Source organism: Hyphomicrobium nitrativorans NL23 (assembly GCF_000503895.1).
Taxonomy (GTDB): domain Bacteria; phylum Pseudomonadota; class Alphaproteobacteria; order Rhizobiales; family Hyphomicrobiaceae; genus Hyphomicrobium_C; species Hyphomicrobium_C nitrativorans.
Map to the genome: position 1 here is coordinate 1,867,412 of NC_022997.1, position 14,974 is coordinate 1,882,385.

At 64.2% G+C, this 14,974-nt stretch carries 16 protein-coding genes, 1 tRNA gene and 1 pseudogene; 11 read left to right on the top strand and 7 right to left on the bottom strand.

Annotated features, from left to right (window positions below; translation table 11 throughout):
- The first annotated feature begins 42 nt into the window (after positions 1–42).
- A tRNA-Thr gene (locus tag W911_RS08650) sits at positions 43–117 on the top strand.
- 111 nt (positions 118–228) lie between these two features.
- On the opposite strand, the gene W911_RS08655 is transcribed toward W911_RS08650, so the two are convergent.
- Positions 229–510, bottom strand: coding sequence for a hypothetical protein (locus W911_RS08655; protein WP_023787165.1), 282 nt, complete (start codon positions 508–510; stop codon positions 229–231).
- Between the two features lie 239 nt (positions 511–749).
- Between W911_RS08655 and W911_RS08660 the strand changes: the two genes are divergently transcribed.
- From W911_RS08660 to W911_RS08680, 5 genes and pseudogenes are all read left to right on the top strand, one after another.
- Positions 750–1,121: a YciI family protein gene (locus tag W911_RS08660; protein ID WP_023787166.1), complete on the top strand. Its 372-nt coding sequence runs from the start codon at positions 750–752 to the stop codon at positions 1,119–1,121.
- Positions 1,118–2,376, top strand: a pseudogene (locus tag W911_RS08665) (RNA polymerase sigma factor). Before W911_RS08660 ends, W911_RS08665 begins: the two are co-directional and overlap by 4 nt.
- 141 nt (positions 2,377–2,517) lie before the next feature.
- Complete coding sequence (locus tag W911_RS08670; protein ID WP_023787167.1) at positions 2,518–3,075, top strand: SRPBCC family protein; 558 nt, start codon at positions 2,518–2,520, stop codon at positions 3,073–3,075.
- Positions 3,076–3,084: 9 nt separating this feature from the next.
- Entirely contained in the window at positions 3,085–4,164 is a 1,080-nt protein-coding gene (locus W911_RS08675; protein WP_023787168.1) for a WD40/YVTN/BNR-like repeat-containing protein, read from the top strand.
- Positions 4,164–4,487, top strand: a complete 324-nt coding sequence (locus W911_RS08680; protein ID WP_023787169.1) for a MoaD/ThiS family protein — start codon at positions 4,164–4,166, stop codon at positions 4,485–4,487. The genes W911_RS08675 and W911_RS08680 overlap by 1 nt, the downstream gene beginning before the upstream one ends.
- Positions 4,488–4,501: 14 nt before the next feature.
- On the opposite strand, the gene W911_RS08685 is transcribed toward W911_RS08680, so the two are convergent.
- Genes W911_RS08685 through W911_RS08700 form a run of 4 tightly spaced genes read right to left on the bottom strand, consistent with a single transcriptional unit; the run spans position 4,502 to position 9,464 of the window.
- Positions 4,502–5,713, bottom strand: coding sequence for a DUF4340 domain-containing protein (locus W911_RS08685; protein WP_023787170.1), 1,212 nt, complete (start codon positions 5,711–5,713; stop codon positions 4,502–4,504).
- A gap of 31 nt (positions 5,714–5,744) precedes the next feature.
- Positions 5,745–7,751 carry a GldG family protein gene (locus W911_RS08690; protein WP_023787171.1) on the bottom strand — a complete coding sequence of 669 codons (2,007 nt, stop codon included), beginning with the start codon at positions 7,749–7,751 and terminating at the stop codon, positions 5,745–5,747.
- An 11-nt stretch (positions 7,752–7,762) separates the two neighbouring features.
- Complete coding sequence (locus tag W911_RS08695; RefSeq protein WP_023787172.1) at positions 7,763–8,509, bottom strand: ABC transporter permease; 747 nt, start codon at positions 8,507–8,509, stop codon at positions 7,763–7,765.
- A gap of 4 nt (positions 8,510–8,513) precedes the next feature.
- Entirely contained in the window at positions 8,514–9,464 is a 951-nt protein-coding gene (locus W911_RS08700) for an ABC transporter ATP-binding protein (RefSeq protein WP_023787173.1), read from the bottom strand.
- 290 nt (positions 9,465–9,754) lie between these two features.
- Between W911_RS08700 and W911_RS17335 the strand changes: the two genes are divergently transcribed.
- Positions 9,755–10,534: a hypothetical protein gene (locus W911_RS17335; protein WP_144083566.1), complete on the top strand. Its 780-nt coding sequence runs from the start codon at positions 9,755–9,757 to the stop codon at positions 10,532–10,534.
- A gap of 12 nt (positions 10,535–10,546) precedes the next feature.
- On the opposite strand, the gene W911_RS08710 is transcribed toward W911_RS17335, so the two are convergent.
- Together W911_RS08710 and W911_RS08715 are read right to left on the bottom strand one after the other, a co-directional pair.
- Positions 10,547–10,810, bottom strand: coding sequence for a hypothetical protein (locus W911_RS08710; protein WP_023787175.1), 264 nt, complete (start codon positions 10,808–10,810; stop codon positions 10,547–10,549).
- Positions 10,811–10,836: 26 nt separating this feature from the next.
- Entirely contained in the window at positions 10,837–11,097 is a 261-nt protein-coding gene (locus tag W911_RS08715; RefSeq protein ID WP_023787176.1) for a hypothetical protein, read from the bottom strand.
- Between the two features lie 282 nt (positions 11,098–11,379).
- Here W911_RS08715 and W911_RS08720 point away from each other — a divergent pair, with 282 nt between their 5' ends.
- Genes W911_RS08720 through W911_RS08735 form a run of 4 tightly spaced genes read left to right on the top strand, consistent with a single transcriptional unit; the run spans position 11,380 to position 14,898 of the window.
- The gene (locus W911_RS08720; RefSeq protein ID WP_144083567.1) at positions 11,380–12,273 is read left to right on the top strand and encodes a metal ABC transporter substrate-binding protein; all 894 of its coding nucleotides are present in this window, start codon (positions 11,380–11,382) and stop codon (positions 12,271–12,273) included.
- Entirely contained in the window at positions 12,270–13,187 is a 918-nt protein-coding gene (locus W911_RS08725) for a manganese/iron ABC transporter ATP-binding protein (RefSeq protein WP_023787178.1), read from the top strand. Before W911_RS08720 ends, W911_RS08725 begins: the two co-directional genes overlap by 4 nt.
- Positions 13,184–14,035, top strand: coding sequence for a metal ABC transporter permease (locus tag W911_RS08730; RefSeq protein WP_023787179.1), 852 nt, complete (start codon positions 13,184–13,186; stop codon positions 14,033–14,035). The genes W911_RS08725 and W911_RS08730 overlap by 4 nt, the downstream gene beginning before the upstream one ends.
- The gene (locus W911_RS08735; protein WP_023787180.1) at positions 14,035–14,898 is read left to right on the top strand and encodes a metal ABC transporter permease; all 864 of its coding nucleotides are present in this window, start codon (positions 14,035–14,037) and stop codon (positions 14,896–14,898) included. Before W911_RS08730 ends, W911_RS08735 begins: the two co-directional genes overlap by 1 nt.
- The last annotated feature ends 76 nt before the right edge of the window (positions 14,899–14,974 follow it).

The following is a 14,974-nucleotide window of genomic DNA, read 5'->3' on the forward strand; positions in this document are numbered from 1 at the left end:
ATCCGCGCGGTGCATCGCCCTCCAGGGCACCACGCGCCAAAAGCTGCCGTAGCTCAGTGGTAGAGCACTCCCTTGGTAAGGGAGAGGTCGCAAGTTCAATCCTCGCCGGCAGCACCATTTTTCTTCGATAAATCAGTCTGATACAAACGAAAAAACCGGGGCGTGGAGAGCCACCCCGGCCTGGACGCTCCCGATTGTCCGGGAGCGATGAACGACTGCTGGCCGCGATTAGCGGGCGGCGACGCGGCGCTCGACTTCCGACTTCGAGACTTCGCCGGCCTTGATCAGGGCCGTGACGCAGCGGTTCGACAGGTTGTGGCCGTTGGCGCGCATGCACTTGCGCACGCCCGGTGTGCCGAGGCCATGCTGGCTGCAGTAGGAGTAGTAATCCGAGGCGCAGGCCATCTTGACGCCGAGGCTGACGGCTGCGGCCTGCTGGGGAGTTGCGCTCGCGAGGACGGCTGCTGCTGCGGCGAGGGCGGTGCGGAAGCTCTTGCTCGTGAGGGTCATGGCGATCTCTCCCTTTCCTGGCGCGTCTTCGACACGACCTGCCTGTGTGTTTCGATGGAGAGACTTTGCGCCCTATGCCGCGCGCCCGCTGTTCCCGGAGGAACGGCCAAGGATTTTTTCGAGCCTGGTCTACGGTCCTGTCTCTCCGCCGCACCATTTCCGCGTTAGGCCCATTGGGGACGTCGGGAACGGTTCTGCCGGTTCGTCCTTGGGATGCGATGGCCGCAGGGAGATGCGCGATGAAATATGCAGTATTCTGTTATCATTCGGAAAATGTGGTTTGCGCCTGGAGCCGTGAGCATGACGAGGCCGTCATGGCCAAGCTAGGCGCCGTCCAGGAGAAGTGGGCGAAGGCCGGGAAGCTCGGACCCGTCGCCCGGCTGATGCCGACGACGGCAGCGACGACCGTCCGCAAGGACAACGATCCGCCGCTCGTGCTCGATGGGCCGTTCGCGGAAACCAAGGAGCAGTTGCTCGGGTTTTTCATGATCGATTGCGCCGGTCTCGAAGAGGCGCTCGCGTTCACGCGGGAGCTTGCCGAGGCAAATCCGGGTGGAGCGTACGAGGTGCGCCCTGTCGGCTATTTCGTGGATTGGAGTGCAGGTGCGTGACGGATCTCGTCTGGCTCGACGCGGCCGTGACCGGCGCGCGCCCGCAGGTCATGGCTGCGCTGCTCCGCTATTTCCGCGATCTCGACCGGGCGGAGGAGGCGTTCCAGGAGGCGTCGCTGCGCGCGCTCAAGACGTGGCCGCAGAACGGCCCGCCGCGCGATCCCGCCGCGTGGCTCATCATGGTCGGGCGGAATGTGGCGATCGACCAGCTTCGGCGCGAGCGACGCTCGGAGGAACTGCCGGACGAGGCTGTGCTGTCCGATCTCGACGATGCGGAAGACGCGTTGGTGCAGCGGTTGGACGATGGGCATTACCGCGACGATATCTTGAGGTTGCTGTTTACGTGCTGCCATCCCGATTTGCCGGCCACACAGCAGATCGCGCTCGCGTTGCGCGTGGTGTCCGGCCTTTCGGTGAAGGAGATCGCGCGCGCGTTCCTGGTGAGCGAAGCTGCGATGGAGCAGCGTATCACGCGCGCCAAGCGGCGGATTGCGGAGGCGGCGAGCGGCTTCGAAACGCCAGGGCCGGTGGAGCGTGGCGAGCGGGCCGGCGCGGTGGCGGCCATGGTCTACCTCCTGTTCAACGAAGGATATTCGGCGAGCGGCGGGGAGGTGCAACTTCGGCGCCCGCTTGCGGAGGAAGCCATCCGTCTTGCGCGGCTGTTGCTGCGGCTGTTTCCGTCCGAGCCCGAGATGCTGGGTCTTCTGTCGCTCCTCCTGCTGCAGCATGCGCGGGCGGCGGCGCGCGTCGACGGGAACGGCGAGATCGTGCTGCTCGACGATCAGGATCGGCGCCTCTGGGATCGCGGCATGATCGCCGAGGGAGAGGCGCTTTTGGACAAGGCGATGCGTCATCGGCAGCCCGGCCCTTATCAGTTGCAAGCGGCGATAGCTGCGCTGCACTCAACTTCGGCATCGCCTGCCGAGACCGATTGGGGCGAGATCGAGCTTCTCTATGCCGGGTTGGAGCAGATGGAGCCGTCACCCGTGGTGACGTTGAACCGAGCGGTGGCGGTCGCGCGTGCGCGGGGGCCGAGGCGGCGCTTGCGATGATCGAACCGCTGGCGCCCAAACTCTCGGGCTACTTCCACTTCTTCGGCGTGCGGGGGGCGTTGCTAAAAGAGCTTGGGCGGACAGCCGAAGCGCGGGAGGCGTTCGACCGGGCCATTGCGCTGGCGCGGACGGCACAGGAAGCGGCGCACATCCGGATGCATCTCGATGGCCTGGATGCGGGCGTAGGGCCGCGGGCTCCGTGAGAAAGGTGCTTGGATCGCCCGGCGCGGATTGACGGGAGACGTGCAGAATTTTTTTGCGTCGATGTCGGATCGTCCCAAGTCGCGCCGTCCTTGCAGGGTAGCCGAGTCCAATCCGGGCCGGGCAACGAAGGAGAAAGCGTCATGATCGAGACGGTTCTTTATATCGCGGCTGGGCTCGCAGCGCTGGCTGGGGCTGTCGTCGCGTACGCGTGGACCCGGCCGGATACGTTCAGGTTTGCGCGCTCGACGCGCATTGCGGCCGCCCCCGAGGCGATCTTCCCGCTTATCAACGATCTCAAGGCGTTCTCGTCCTGGTCTCCGTTCGAGAGGAAGGATCCCAACATCAAAAGCACCTATTCCGGACCTTTGAGCGGGATTGGGCAGAGGCACGATTGGGACGGGAACAGAGAGGTCGGCGCGGGCTCGGTCGTGATCACGGAGTCGGTGGCGCCGTCTCGTATCGGCATGGAACTCACCATGCTGAGGCCGATGAAAGCCGTGAATCAGGTCACGTTCACACTCGTTCCCGACGATGGCGCGACCACGGTGACGTGGGCGATGGAGGGACGGATGCCGCTCGTCTCTAAGGTTCTCGACGTGGTCGTCGGCATGGATCGGATGTGCGGGGCGGAATTCGAAGCGGGTCTTGCCGCTCTCAAAGACAAAGTCGAAGCGCCGCGGCTGTCGGCCGTGGCATAGGGGGGTAGGATGGCTCAGGTTCTCGTTGTCGTCGGTACCAAAAAAGGGACGTTCCTGCTCAAAAGCGATGCGGCGCGCCGCGATTGGGTTTTGAGCGGTCCGTTCTGCGCAACGTCTCCGATCCAGCACGCGATTGGCGATGCCGAAACGGGGACGATCTATTCCGCGGCTGGGGATGCCTGGTTCGGCCCAGCCGTGTGGAAATCAACCGACCTCGGCGAAACGTGGACGCATTCGAGCGAGGGGCTCGCGTATGCGGAAGGCGAGGAACCGATCAAGGCGGCGTGGAGCCTCGCGAAGGTCGATGGCGTGCTCTATGCCGGCGTGGAACCTGCCGGGCTCTTCAAAAGCACGGATGACGGCCAGACGTGGTCGCACGTGCCGGGTCTTCGCGATCATCCGTCGCGCGCCGAGTGGACTCCCGGCGGCGGCGGGCTCATTCTTCATCACATCGTGCCGCATCCGGTCGATGCAAAAAAGCTATGGGTCGGCATCTCGGCCGCGGGCGTCTTTTACACGGAAGACGGCGGCGCGACGTGGGAGCCGCGCAATCGCGGCACGCGTGCCGATTACAATCCCGAGGATCAGCGCTACCCGGAATTCGGCCAGTGCGTGCACAGCCTCGCTCTTGCGCCGGGCGGCGGCGAACGGCTCTATCAGCAGAATCATTGCGGCATGTACCGCAGTGACGACGGCGGGCGGCAGTGGACGAGCATCGAGGCAGGGCTTCCGTCCACGTTCGGGTTCCCGTCCGCTGCGCATCCGCGCGATCCCGAGGCGCTGTTTCTGCTGCCGCTCAACGGCGACATCAAGGGCCGCTACATGCCGGACGCACAAGCCGCGGTGTGGCGCACGCGCGACGGCGGGGCCTCGTGGACGGCTTTGAGGAACGGGCTGCCGCAGGAGCACGCCTATTTCGGCGTGTTGCGCCAAGCGCTCGCGACGGATCGGCTGGAGCCGGCGGGCGTTTATTTCGGTACAAGTGGCGGGGCGTTGTACGGCAGCGCCGACGAGGGCGAGAGCTGGATGCGGCTTGCGCAGCATCTGCCGGCGATTTCGTCCGTTGAAACGCTTGTGATCGAGGATTGATGGACAGCAACGCGCGCGGTCTGGAACAGAAAGACGGTGTCTCGCCGCTCGTCGATACGACGGTGACCGTCGTATTGCCGCGCGCTTTACTCGGGCTGTTTCCCGACGCGCCGCGCGAGCTTTCGGTCGAGGCGCAGACGGTGTGCGAGATGATCGCCCAGCTCGACGCGCGCTGGCCGGGAATGCGGGATCGCTTGCAGGATTCGACGCCAGCCGTGCGCCGCCACATCAACGTTTTCGTCGGCGGGCGGCGGGCAACGCTTGAGACCGCGCTGAGAGACGGCCTCAAGGTTTATGTTCTGACTGCAATCTCCGGCGGTTGAACGCCCGGACGGGATCAGGGCTGCGGCGGCGGCATCGCTCCGGGGCCTGGTCCCGGCATCGCGCCCGGCGGCGGTCCGCCTGCACCGGGCATTCCTGGGAATCCCGGCGGCAAGGCGCCGCCCGGCATGCCACCCGGACCGGGCATTCCGCCGGGCATTCCTGGCATCGCACCGGGCATGCCCGGCATCTGGTTCTGCGCGCCTTCGGTTTCGGCGGTCTCGTCCTCGACGAGTTCGTCGAGCTTCTTGTAGATCGTCTGCACCTTGGTCGGGTGGACCTGGAATTCCCAGCCTTTCGCGCGGTTTGTAATGTCGTCTGCGGCCGTCTTCGCGTCGCCCTCGCCGGTCGCTTCGATTCTGGCCCAGCCGCCGTCCATCTCGCGACGGACGCTCATCGCGATCTTGAGGCCGTTGTCGAGCGTGAGCGTCACGGTGCCGGCTTCGCCGCCCTTGGCCTCGGTTGCCTTGCGGGCTCTGTCGAGGTCGAGGAAAGACGACGCTTCGATGATGTTGTCGACGGCGTTGATGTAGCGGATTTTCTTTCCGTCCGGGATGGTGGCGAGCTGATGGCCTTTGCCTTCGTCGAGGCGCTTCACTTCGTATTTCCGGTCGCCCGGAATTTCGACGGTGGCGCTGGCGATGGTCTCGGTTGGAACTTCGAACACGCGGGGAGCCGCCCAGTCGCGCAGCGCGGTGCCGCCCACGATGCGCTCGTCCGCGAGCCAGCTCTGTGTCTCGCCCGGACGGCGGACATACGTGCCCGCAACCGTCATGCCGGACTGGCCGAAGCGGGTCTTGCCGGCGATGATCTCGCCGAGCTTTTCGCCGTCCTTGTCCTCAAGGCGGATCAAGCGGGCGACGTTGTCCTTCGCGGGATCGCTTACGTCGAGCAGGTGATAGCGGTCGGGCATCGCCGTCTTGGCTTCGACAAGCTCGGCTTCAGCGAGTGCGTTGACGAACGCGTGAACCTTCTCCGTGCTGGCCGGATAGCCATCCTCGCTTTGGATCGCCCACCGTTCGCCGGATTGCTCGATGGTGGCCGTGGTGCCGCCCTGCTCGATGATGATGCGCGCAAGGTTCGGCGCGGCCGCTTCCAGGTTGGGCAACACTTTGCCTGCGCTCTTGGTCCCGAGCGTCCAGGGGGCGTTGGCCGTGTACACGGTGGCTGCCGCGACGAGCGAAAGCGCGGCCGCTGCTGCCAGGACGGCGAACTGTCGGGGTGTCATCGGTCTCGATCTCCGGCTTTTCTTGTCTGTCTTACGGCTTTGCGGACGGGCGGCGGCGAGAGCGCCATGCCGTCCAACCCAAGCCGACCACCGCAATGAGAAGCGGCACGAGCGCGATGTTCGCGAACTTCAGCCAGCCGTCCAGGCTGTCGATGTTCTGGCGCAGCGCGAGTTTGACCTGGCGCAATTCGCGGCGGGTCTCGACCATCTGGTTGCGGAAGCCGTCGATGGCCTCACGCTCCTTGTCGGAGACGATCACGTTGCCGGCGGCGGCCGCGCTCTGCAGCTTTTCGAGTTCCTGCTCGACGCTCTTAAGGCGCTCGGTGAGGGCCTGCTCCTTCTCGCGGTATTGACGCTCGGCGTCGCGGCGCAGTTCTTCAACCCGCGTGAAGGTCCGATCCTTGATGCCGCGTCCGCGCAGCGCGATGAGGTCGTCCGAGCCCGTCAGGTTCTCCAGTGCGCCGACGATGAAGGCGGCGTTGTGTGCATGAGGAATCACGAACTGACGGCCCATCATCTGGCGTGTTTCGGCCCAGAACTGGTCGGCGAGGATGTCGCTGTCGGCGACCACGATGGCGTTGATCGGGCCGGATGCGACGTGGTTCGGGCCGGGCGTCGCTTCGGCGGCGGGCTTGGCCTCTTCGGTCTTGTCGCCATCCTTTGCGTCGCCCGCCGCGCCGGTTCCGAGATCGGTGTCGTCCTTCGGCTGTCCGCCCGGAAACGCGCTCCTGGCCTCGCCCGAGACGCGGGCTGCGAGGGTCAGCGACTTGCCACCCGGCTTGTAGTCACGGAGCAGGCCGAGCGGATTGGAGCCCATGCCGGTGTGGCTCGCCGAAACCTCCATCGCGTCGGTGGACGTCGTGAGGATCGGTGTGATCGTCGTCGAAGCGCCGGGCACCTGCGTCAGGTAGCCGGAGGAGGCGAGGTTGAGGTTATCGACGCCCTGAGACAGCACGTCCTGATTGTTGATGTTGTCGCCCGAGAGGCCGAGCCAGGCGACGAATTCGGTGACGGTGCCCTCGCTGCCGCGGCCGAACTGAACGCGGCGGGCGTTGCGGATGTCGGCTGCAACCTTGGTCGGGTCGAATTCGAGGCCCCAGGCCTTGAGCAGCTTGGTGAGTTCCGCGCGGCCTTCGCCCGGCACCTGCATGAGGTGGAACTGCGAGGCTTCCGGCATCGGGTCGATGAGCGCGACCACCTTGCCGCCCTTCAGCACGTACTGGTCGATCGCGTAGGCGGCCTGAGCGGTGAGGCCCTTGGGCTGTGCGACGAGCAGCACGTCGATGCGGTTCGGGATCTCGGTGACGTCTTCGGCCAGCTTCTCGACGTCGAAGAACTCGCGGATCTGGGCCATGATCCCCCAAGCGGGCGTCTGCTGCTTGGTCATCGGGTTTTCGCCGCCATCGAGCGGAAGCGCGCTGATGACGCCGACGCGGCGCTTTTCCGGGCTCGACAGCGAATGGATGAGCTTGGTGATCTCGTATTCGACGAAGTTCTCGCGATCCGGCGAGAAGAACGCGATCAGCTCATGGCCGTCGGTCGAGTTGGTGGCGGAGAGGCCGAAGTAGCCCATCTCGCCCTCGGCGTTGAGGCGGCGGCCGGTCAGACCCGAGGCGACGGCGCGGTCCTCCGCGTCGGAGAAGGGCTCGGGATCGAGATATTCGACCTGGAGCTTGCCGCCTGAGATGCGGCTGAATTCTTCGAGCATCGAGCGGATGCGCTCGAAATAGCGGGCGTGCGAGGGGGCGAGTTCGCCAAGTCGGCGCGAAAAGTAGACGCGCGCCGCGATCGGCTCGTCCATCGCCTGCAGCACGGCGACCGAGCCGGGAGAGATCGAGTAGAGACGATCCTCCGTCAGGTCGGCCTTCCAGTTGCCGAAGACGTTCGACGAAATGAGATTGACGGAGAGAAGCAAAACACCGGCAAGGGCGAGGCCGCCCCACGCGAGCTTGGCTGCGGAAAGGTTGGACGCCCAGGCGACGAGGCCGGAGAACATCGCGGAAAGACGGGCGCGCACGGCGCTAAGAAGATCTGTCATGATGCTCACTCTCAGGCGGATTTCTTCTGGCTGACGGCGATGGCGTTGGCGAACAACGCGAAGGCGATGAGCGACAGGAAGAAGATGATGGAGTCGAGGGTCAGGACGCCGCGCGTGATCTGCTCGTAGTGGGTGAGGAAGCTCATCGTCGCGACGCCGTCGGCGACGAAGCGCGGAGCCCACGCGCGGACGGAGTTCTGCACCAGCTCCATGCCGCTCGTCACGAACAGGAAGCACACGGTTGCGGCCAGGATGAACGCGATCACCTGGTTCTTGGTCATCGCGGAGATGAAGGCGCCGATGGCGAGGAAGGCGCCGGCCATCAGGAAGCTGCCGATGTAGCTTGCGAGGATCACGCCGTTATCGGGATCGCCGAGGTAGTTGACCGTGATCCACATCGGGAACGTCAGGACGAGCGCGAGGCCGATGAAGGCCCAGGCGGCCGCGAACTTTCCGAGGATCGCTTCCGTCGGCGAGATGGGGAGCGTCATCAGAAGCTCGATGGTGCCGCTCTTTCTCTCCTCGGCCCAGAGGCGCATGGCGACGGCGGGCACGAGCAGCAGATAGAGCCAGGGATGATAGGCGAAGAACGCATGCAGGTTCGCCTGCCCGCGGTCGAAGAAGCCGCCGATGTAGAAGGCGAATGCGCCGGTGGCGGCGACGAAGATGGTGAGGAAGACGGCGGCAAGCGGCGTCGCGAAGTAGGCGGCGAACTCGCGCTTGGCGATGATGTAGGCGTTGCTCAGGGTATCGCGCATGGGATCAGGCCTGGGTCGAAGTGGTGATGTCGCGGAAGACGTCGTCGAGCTTTGCCCGTTCGACGAAGAGCTCCTGGTAGGGGAGCTGCTCGCGGGCCAGAAGCTCGCCAATCGCTTTCGCGGGGGTGGAGCCGTTCTTCGGCAGCGCCCGAAGCTGGATCAGGCCGCCGGTTTTGCCGGCCGTTTCGACGGCGGCGACCTCGGGAAGGTTCTGTACCGCGTTGGCGATCCGCTCGGCGTCGGTCTCGGCCACCTTAATCGCGACGGCGCCGTGGCTCGCCGCGCGGCCCAGCAGGCTCTCTGCGGTGCCGTCGGCGATGATGCGGCCCTTGTTAATGATGACGGCGCGCGTGCAAACGGCTTCGACTTCCTCGAGGATGTGGGTCGAGACGATGATCGCCTTCGTCGCCGCCATCTCGCGGATCAGCTCGCGGACATGGTGTTTCTGGTTGGGGTCGAGGCCATCGGTCGGTTCGTCCATGATCAGGACGGGCGGGTCGTGCAGGATCGCCTGGGCGATGCCGACGCGGCGCTTGTAGCCCTTGGACAGCGTTTCGATGCGCTGGTCGACGACGCCGCCGAGGCCTGCGCGTCCGATAGCGGCTGCAACCCGTGTGTCGACGTCGGCGCCGCGGTAGCCGCGGATTTCCGCGATGAAGGCGAGGAAGGTGGTGGGCGTCATGTCGCCGTAGGCCGGGGCGCCTTCCGGCAGGTAGCCGAGCCGGGTTTTCGCGGCTTTCGGCGTTGCTTGCACATCGAAGTCGCAGATGCGCGCGGTGCCGGCGTCGGGTTCGAGAAAGCCCGCGATCATTTTCATGGTCGTGGATTTTCCGGCGCCGTTCGGTCCCAGAAAGCCCAGAACTTCGCCTTTTTTTACGGAGAGAGAGATCCCGTCGACGGCTGTAATCGCGCCGAAAGTCTTTCTCAGGCCGTCGGCCTCAATGAGAGCCGCCATCTCGCAAGTCCTCCCTGTGCCGGCATAGGCTGCCGAACGTGTCGCGTGCGAAGCGCGAATTTATTGAGATGCGTGCTCGTTTCAAGGAAAAAGGCGCTGATTTTGCTCGCCTTAAGAAAAGTTCATCCTACGTAGGGACTGGCGCGTGGGTTAGGAGTGTGCTTTGCGCGCGCGTTGATCGGCGCTCGCGTGGCGCGGAATGTCATCCCCTGCCTCGTGGGGATGCCGTCTTGTTCGCAGATGGCGAATTTGCCATGTCTGGCTGCTTGTTCAGCTCGGAGCCCGATACGATGGCCGCTGCCCCCGCCGCAAACCCGCATAGTCCGCCGCCGCCTCTCGACGTCATCCCAGCGTCCCTTTGGGCGCCGCGCCGGTCGGACGCGTGGTGGTGGCTTTATTTGCCGCTCGTGCTGTTCGCCGCTCTGCTCACGATCTCGCTCGCGTGGCCCGATTTCTATCGCGCCTACATTCTTCCCGAGGGCTACGGATTTCTGGAACTCGGTCATTTCCTCATTCCGTTCGCGGCCGCCATTCTTTCGTTGCGGCTTTTGCTGCTCCGCTTGGTGCGGGAAAGCTGGCCGCTGTGGCTGTTCATTCTCGTATTCGGCCTCGGCAATTTTTACATCGCGGGCGAGGAGCACAGTTGGGGTCAGCATTTCTTCAACTGGAGCACGCCGGCCTATTGGTCCGAACTCAACCGGCAAGCCGAGACGAACCTGCACAACGTCTCGCACTGGTTCAATCACCGCCCGAGACTGGTGCTGGAAATCGGGATTGCAATCGGCGGCATTCTGATCCCGCTCATTCAGTCGCGCGCCGGGCTCTTTCGCCAGCCGCTGCTGGCGCTGCTCACGCCGCCAGTGCAACTCACCGTCGTCGCGGTCGTCGCGCTCGTGGTGAAGGTGATCAATCACCTTTGGAAAGGCGACGTCGTGGGGAAGGAACTGCTCATCCGCCCGAGCGAAGCGCTCGAAACGTTCATCTATCTTTTTCTGATTTATTACGTGATCGTGCTGGGGCGGCGTCTTTCCGCGCTCGACGCGGCGGGCGTGCGTCACGTTCCGCTCTAGCGGACGCTGCGATCAGCGCGAGAGCGTCAGGCTGCCGGAGCGGGATGCGACCGAGTAGGTGCCGTAAAACGGTACGCCCTTTCGGGGGCCGGACGATAGGCGCCCTTTGAGGTCGAAGCTCCAGCCGTCGGCGTGCTCGATCATCTCGTCGATGTCGGCGTCGACGGGCTCGTCGCCGATGCGAAAGTGTACGGGCTCGCGTCCCGGATACACGAGCGCCCACTGCAAGGCTGGCTTGTCGGGACCATCGGAGATTTTCAGAACGGCTTCGGTCATCGCTTACGCCTCCTCCCTGTCTCTGCTTACGAGCGTGTGCCGAGGGTTGCGGGATCGATGACAGGGCCGCGCCCGTTTGCGCCCGTCGGCGGCCAGGCTTCCTTGCCGAGTGCCACGTCTTTCAGCGTATCGATATCGCGAAGCCCCTTCTCGGCGGCCCCGAATACGCGCTTCGCCATCAACTCGACCGGGACGTCCACGCCGCTCGCTGCGGCTTCCTCGCTCGCTCTTTCGATGGCTTCCTGCAGCCGTTTGAGTTCGTCCTGGGTGTAAGACGCAACGTTCATTCCCATGTCTCCTTCGCGTGCTTGCAGTTGGAGAGCCCGCGCGGCTGCGCGACGCGACTGAACTTGAACGCATGCCGACGGCAGCGGTTCCTTGGGTCATAAATGAGAATGGTTCGCAATACTGTTGACAATTGAGAATCGTTCGCATAAAGCTTCGGTGTGTGACACGATGCGAAAATCAAGGTGGGACGAATGGTTGTGACAAAGGGGCGGGCCGGTTTCCGGCTTGGAGTTTCGGCGCGTTCGCGGGGAGCGTTGCCTCGATCGGCAATGACATCCGCGATGGCGTTTTGCTGGGCGCTTGCCGCCATTGCGATGGCGCATCCTGCGCACGCAGAAGAGCCGAAGGCGCGGGCGGAGCCGTTGCAGGTCGTCACCACATTTACGGTGATCCGGGACATTGCGCAGAACGTGGCGGGGGACGCAGCCGTTGTCTCCTCCATCACGCGACCGGGGGCCGAGATCCACGACTATCAGCCGACGCCTGGCGATATCGTGAAAGCGCAGTCGGCCGACCTCGTGCTTTGGAACGGCCTCAATCTCGAACGCTGGTTCGAGCGCTTTTTCGAGAATGTGCGCGATGTGCCGAGTGCGGTGGTGAGCGAGGGCGTGGAGCCGATGGGCATCGGTGAAGGGCCGTATACCGGCAAGCCCAATCCGCACGCGTGGATGTCTCCCACGGCGGCGCTCGTCTATGTCGAGAACATCCGCAAGGCGTTGAGCCAGCACGATCCCGTGAATGCCGAAGTCTATGCGGCAAACGCGGCCGCATACAGCGAGAAGATCAAGACGCTCGATGCGTCCGTGCGTTCACGGATGGCGGGCATTCCCGATGGGCAGCGGTGGCTTGTCACCAGCGAAGGCGCCTTCAGCTATCTCGCGCGCGACTACGACATGAAGGAAGCGTTCCTGTGGCCCATCAACGCGGACGAGCAGGGCACGCCGCAGCAGGTTCGGCGGGTGATCGATCTCGTGCGCGCCAACGGCATCCCGGTGGTGTTCAGCGAGAGCACGGTTTCCGACAAGCCTGCGCGTCAGGTGGCCAAGGAAACGGGCGCGCGGTATGGTGGCGTGCTTTATGTCGATAGCCTGAGCACCGAGGACGGGCCCGTGCCGACCTATCTGGATCTTCTGCGCGTGACGGTGGAAACGATCGTCGAGGGCTTCACGTCGTGATCTCCGGCACGGTGCAGAGTGCTGCGTCTCCTGGCCTCGAACGCCAGGGGACGCCGTTCATTGAGGCGGACGGTCTCTCGGTTGTCTACGCGAACGGGCATCTCGCCCTCCGCGACATGAGCTTTGCGCTGCAAGGCGGGACCATCACCGGCCTCGTCGGCGTCAACGGGTCCGGAAAATCCACCCTGTTCAAGGCGATTATGGGGTTCGTGCGGCCGACGCGCGGCACCATCCGGATCGCCGCGCGCCCCGTCTCCGAGGCGCTTCGGCAGAATATGGTCGCGTACGTTCCGCAGAGCGAGGACGTGGACTGGAATTTTCCCGTCCTCGTCGAGGACGTGGTGATGATGGGCCGTTACGGCCATATGGGCTTTCTGCGTATTCCGTCGAAGGTGGATCGCACCAAGGTGGCGGAGGCGCTCGACCGTGTCGGCATGAGTGCGTTTCGCACGCGTCAGATCGGAGAGTTGTCCGGCGGGCAGAAGAAGCGCGTCTTTCTTGCCCGTGCGCTGGCGCAAGAGGCGAAGATCGTGCTTCTCGACGAGCCGTTCACGGGTGTGGACGTGACGACGGAAGCGGCCATCGTCGATCTCCTGCGTGAACTGCGGGCACAGGGGCATCTCATGCTCGTTTCGACGCACAATCTCGGCAGCGTGCCGGAGTTCTGCGATCATGTGCTCCTGATCAACCGCGGCCTCGTTGCGGCGGGGCCGACCGCGGAAACGTTCACGCAGGCGAACCTGGAAGCGACGTTCGGCGGCGTTCTCCGGCACTTCAAGCTCGCAGGCGCCGATCTGCATGACGACGACGACCGGCGCTCTCTGACCGTGCTCACCGACGACGAGCGCCCGCTGGTGTTCTATGGCGAAGCTGGCTCAGAACCGCGCGGGCGCGCGAAGGACGAGGGCGCATGAGCGAGCTCCTCGTTCCGTTCGAATACGAATACATGGTGCGGGCCATGTGGGTGGCCGGGCTCGTCGGCGCCGTGTGCGCGTTTCTTTCCGCCTATCTCATGCTCAAGGGATGGTCGCTGATGGGAGACGCGCTCGCGCACGCCATCGTGCCGGGTGTCGCGGGAGCCTATCTGCTCAAGATCCCGTTCGCGGCGGGGGCGTTTGTGGCCGGTTTTCTTGCCGCGCTCGGCATGTGGCTCGTCCGGCAAACGACGAAGCTGCGCGAGGATGCCGTGATCGGCGTCGTGTTCACGACGTTTTTTGCGGCAGGGCTTCTGATCGCGTCGATCAATCCAACTGCCGTCAATGTGCAAACCATCGTGCTCGGGAACATTCTCGGCATTTCGGACGAGGATGCGCTGCAGGTGGTGCTGATCGCGGGCGTTTCGCTGGTCGTGCTGGTGCTCAAGTGGAAGGATCTCATGCTCGTCTTCTTCGACGAGCAGCAGGCGCGCGTCGTGGGGCTCAATCCGAATGCGCTCAAAATTCTGTTCTTTACGCTTCTGAGCGCGTCGGCGGTGGCTGCGTTGCAGACGGTCGGCGCCTGCCTTGTCATCGCGATGGTGGTGACGCCCGGCGCGACGGCGTATCTTCTGACCGACCGCTTCGGGCGTCTGATCGCGATCAGTGTCGCGATCGGTGCGGGCACCGGCGTCGTCGGCACCTACATCAGCTTCTTTCTCGACGGCGCGACGGGCGGCGTGATCGTTGTCCTGCAGACGCTGATCTTCTTTGCCGCCTTCTATTTCGCGCCTCGGCATGGCCTCTTGGCGTCCCGTCGCGGGAAGGCTGCGGAGGACGGCGCCTGATGGAGAGCTTCACCGGCTTTTTTACCGAACCCCTTGCGTTCGCTTTCATGCAACGCGCGCTCGTCGTTGCCGTGTTGATCGGTGCCGTCTCCTCGGTGCTGTCCTGCTATCTCATTCTCAAGGGGTGGTCGCTCATGGGCGATGCGATCTCCCACGCGGTGCTCCCCGGGATCGTGCTCGCGTTCGTGCTCGGCCTTCCGCTTGCAATCGGCGCGTTTGCAGGCGGCCTCTTTTGCGCGGTCCTGACCGGATATTTGAAGGAGAACAGCCGCGTCAAGGAAGACACCGTTATGGGCGTGGTGTTCTCGGGCATGTTCGGGCTGGGTCTGGTGATGTTCGTCAAGGTCGATACCGACCAGCATTTGAGCCACATCCTGTTCGGAAACATCCTGGGCGTCAGCGGCCGCGACGTTGTCGAGATTGCGATCGTGGCCGGGGGCACGCTGCTCATCGTGCTCGGCAGGTGGCGCGATCTCCTGCTTTACTGCTTCGATCCCCAGCACGCGCGCGCCATCGGTTTGTCCGTGCGGACGATCCACTACGGACTTCTCATCCTGCTTTCGCTCACGATCGTGGCTTCGATCAAGGCGGTCGGGATCATTCTTGTCGTGGCGATGCTCGTCACGCCGGGTGCGACGGCCTATCTGCTGACGGATCGCTTTCCCCATATGCTCGCGATCTCTGCTGCTGTTGCCATTGGCGCAAGCGTGTTCGGCACGCTTTTGAGCTTCAAGATCGATGTCGCGACGGGGCCTGCGATCGTCTTGATCCAAGCGGCCGTTTTCTTCGCGGCATTTCTGTTCGCCCCGAAAAGCGGTTTGATCACCCGCAAGCTCGCGTTGCGGCGAGACGGCGTGGGTTAAGCTCCGTCTCGATCCGATGCATGCGTATCATCGAAATTGGACACCGTGCAGTGAATGTGCGACTTGAGATCATGCG

Excerpts from the sequence above, each read along its gene's own strand:
- W911_RS08670 (WP_023787167.1), top strand. The coding sequence starts at position 2,518 with ATGATCGAGACGGTTCTTTATATCGCGGCTGGGCTCGCAGCGCTGGCT.
- W911_RS08695 (WP_023787172.1), bottom strand. The coding sequence starts at position 8,509 with ATGCGCGATACCCTGAGCAACGCCTACATCATCGCCAAGCGCGAGTTC.
- W911_RS08680 (WP_023787169.1), top strand. The coding sequence starts at position 4,164 with ATGGACAGCAACGCGCGCGGTCTGGAACAGAAAGACGGTGTCTCGCCG.
- W911_RS17335 (WP_144083566.1), top strand. The coding sequence starts at position 9,755 with ATGGCCGCTGCCCCCGCCGCAAACCCGCATAGTCCGCCGCCGCCTCTC.
- W911_RS08730 (WP_023787179.1), top strand. The coding sequence starts at position 13,184 with ATGAGCGAGCTCCTCGTTCCGTTCGAATACGAATACATGGTGCGGGCC.
- W911_RS08655 (WP_023787165.1), bottom strand. The coding sequence starts at position 510 with ATGACCCTCACGAGCAAGAGCTTCCGCACCGCCCTCGCCGCAGCAGCA.
- W911_RS08700 (WP_023787173.1), bottom strand. The coding sequence starts at position 9,464 with ATGGCGGCTCTCATTGAGGCCGACGGCCTGAGAAAGACTTTCGGCGCG.
- W911_RS08660 (WP_023787166.1), top strand. The coding sequence starts at position 750 with ATGAAATATGCAGTATTCTGTTATCATTCGGAAAATGTGGTTTGCGCC.
- W911_RS08720 (WP_144083567.1), top strand. The coding sequence starts at position 11,380 with ATGGCGTTTTGCTGGGCGCTTGCCGCCATTGCGATGGCGCATCCTGCG.
- W911_RS08685 (WP_023787170.1), bottom strand. The coding sequence starts at position 5,713 with ATGACACCCCGACAGTTCGCCGTCCTGGCAGCAGCGGCCGCGCTTTCG.
- W911_RS08690 (WP_023787171.1), bottom strand. The coding sequence starts at position 7,751 with ATGACAGATCTTCTTAGCGCCGTGCGCGCCCGTCTTTCCGCGATGTTC.
- W911_RS08715 (WP_023787176.1), bottom strand. The coding sequence starts at position 11,097 with ATGAACGTTGCGTCTTACACCCAGGACGAACTCAAACGGCTGCAGGAA.
- W911_RS08675 (WP_023787168.1), top strand. The coding sequence starts at position 3,085 with ATGGCTCAGGTTCTCGTTGTCGTCGGTACCAAAAAAGGGACGTTCCTG.
- W911_RS08710 (WP_023787175.1), bottom strand. The coding sequence starts at position 10,810 with ATGACCGAAGCCGTTCTGAAAATCTCCGATGGTCCCGACAAGCCAGCC.
- W911_RS08735 (WP_023787180.1), top strand. The coding sequence starts at position 14,035 with ATGGAGAGCTTCACCGGCTTTTTTACCGAACCCCTTGCGTTCGCTTTC.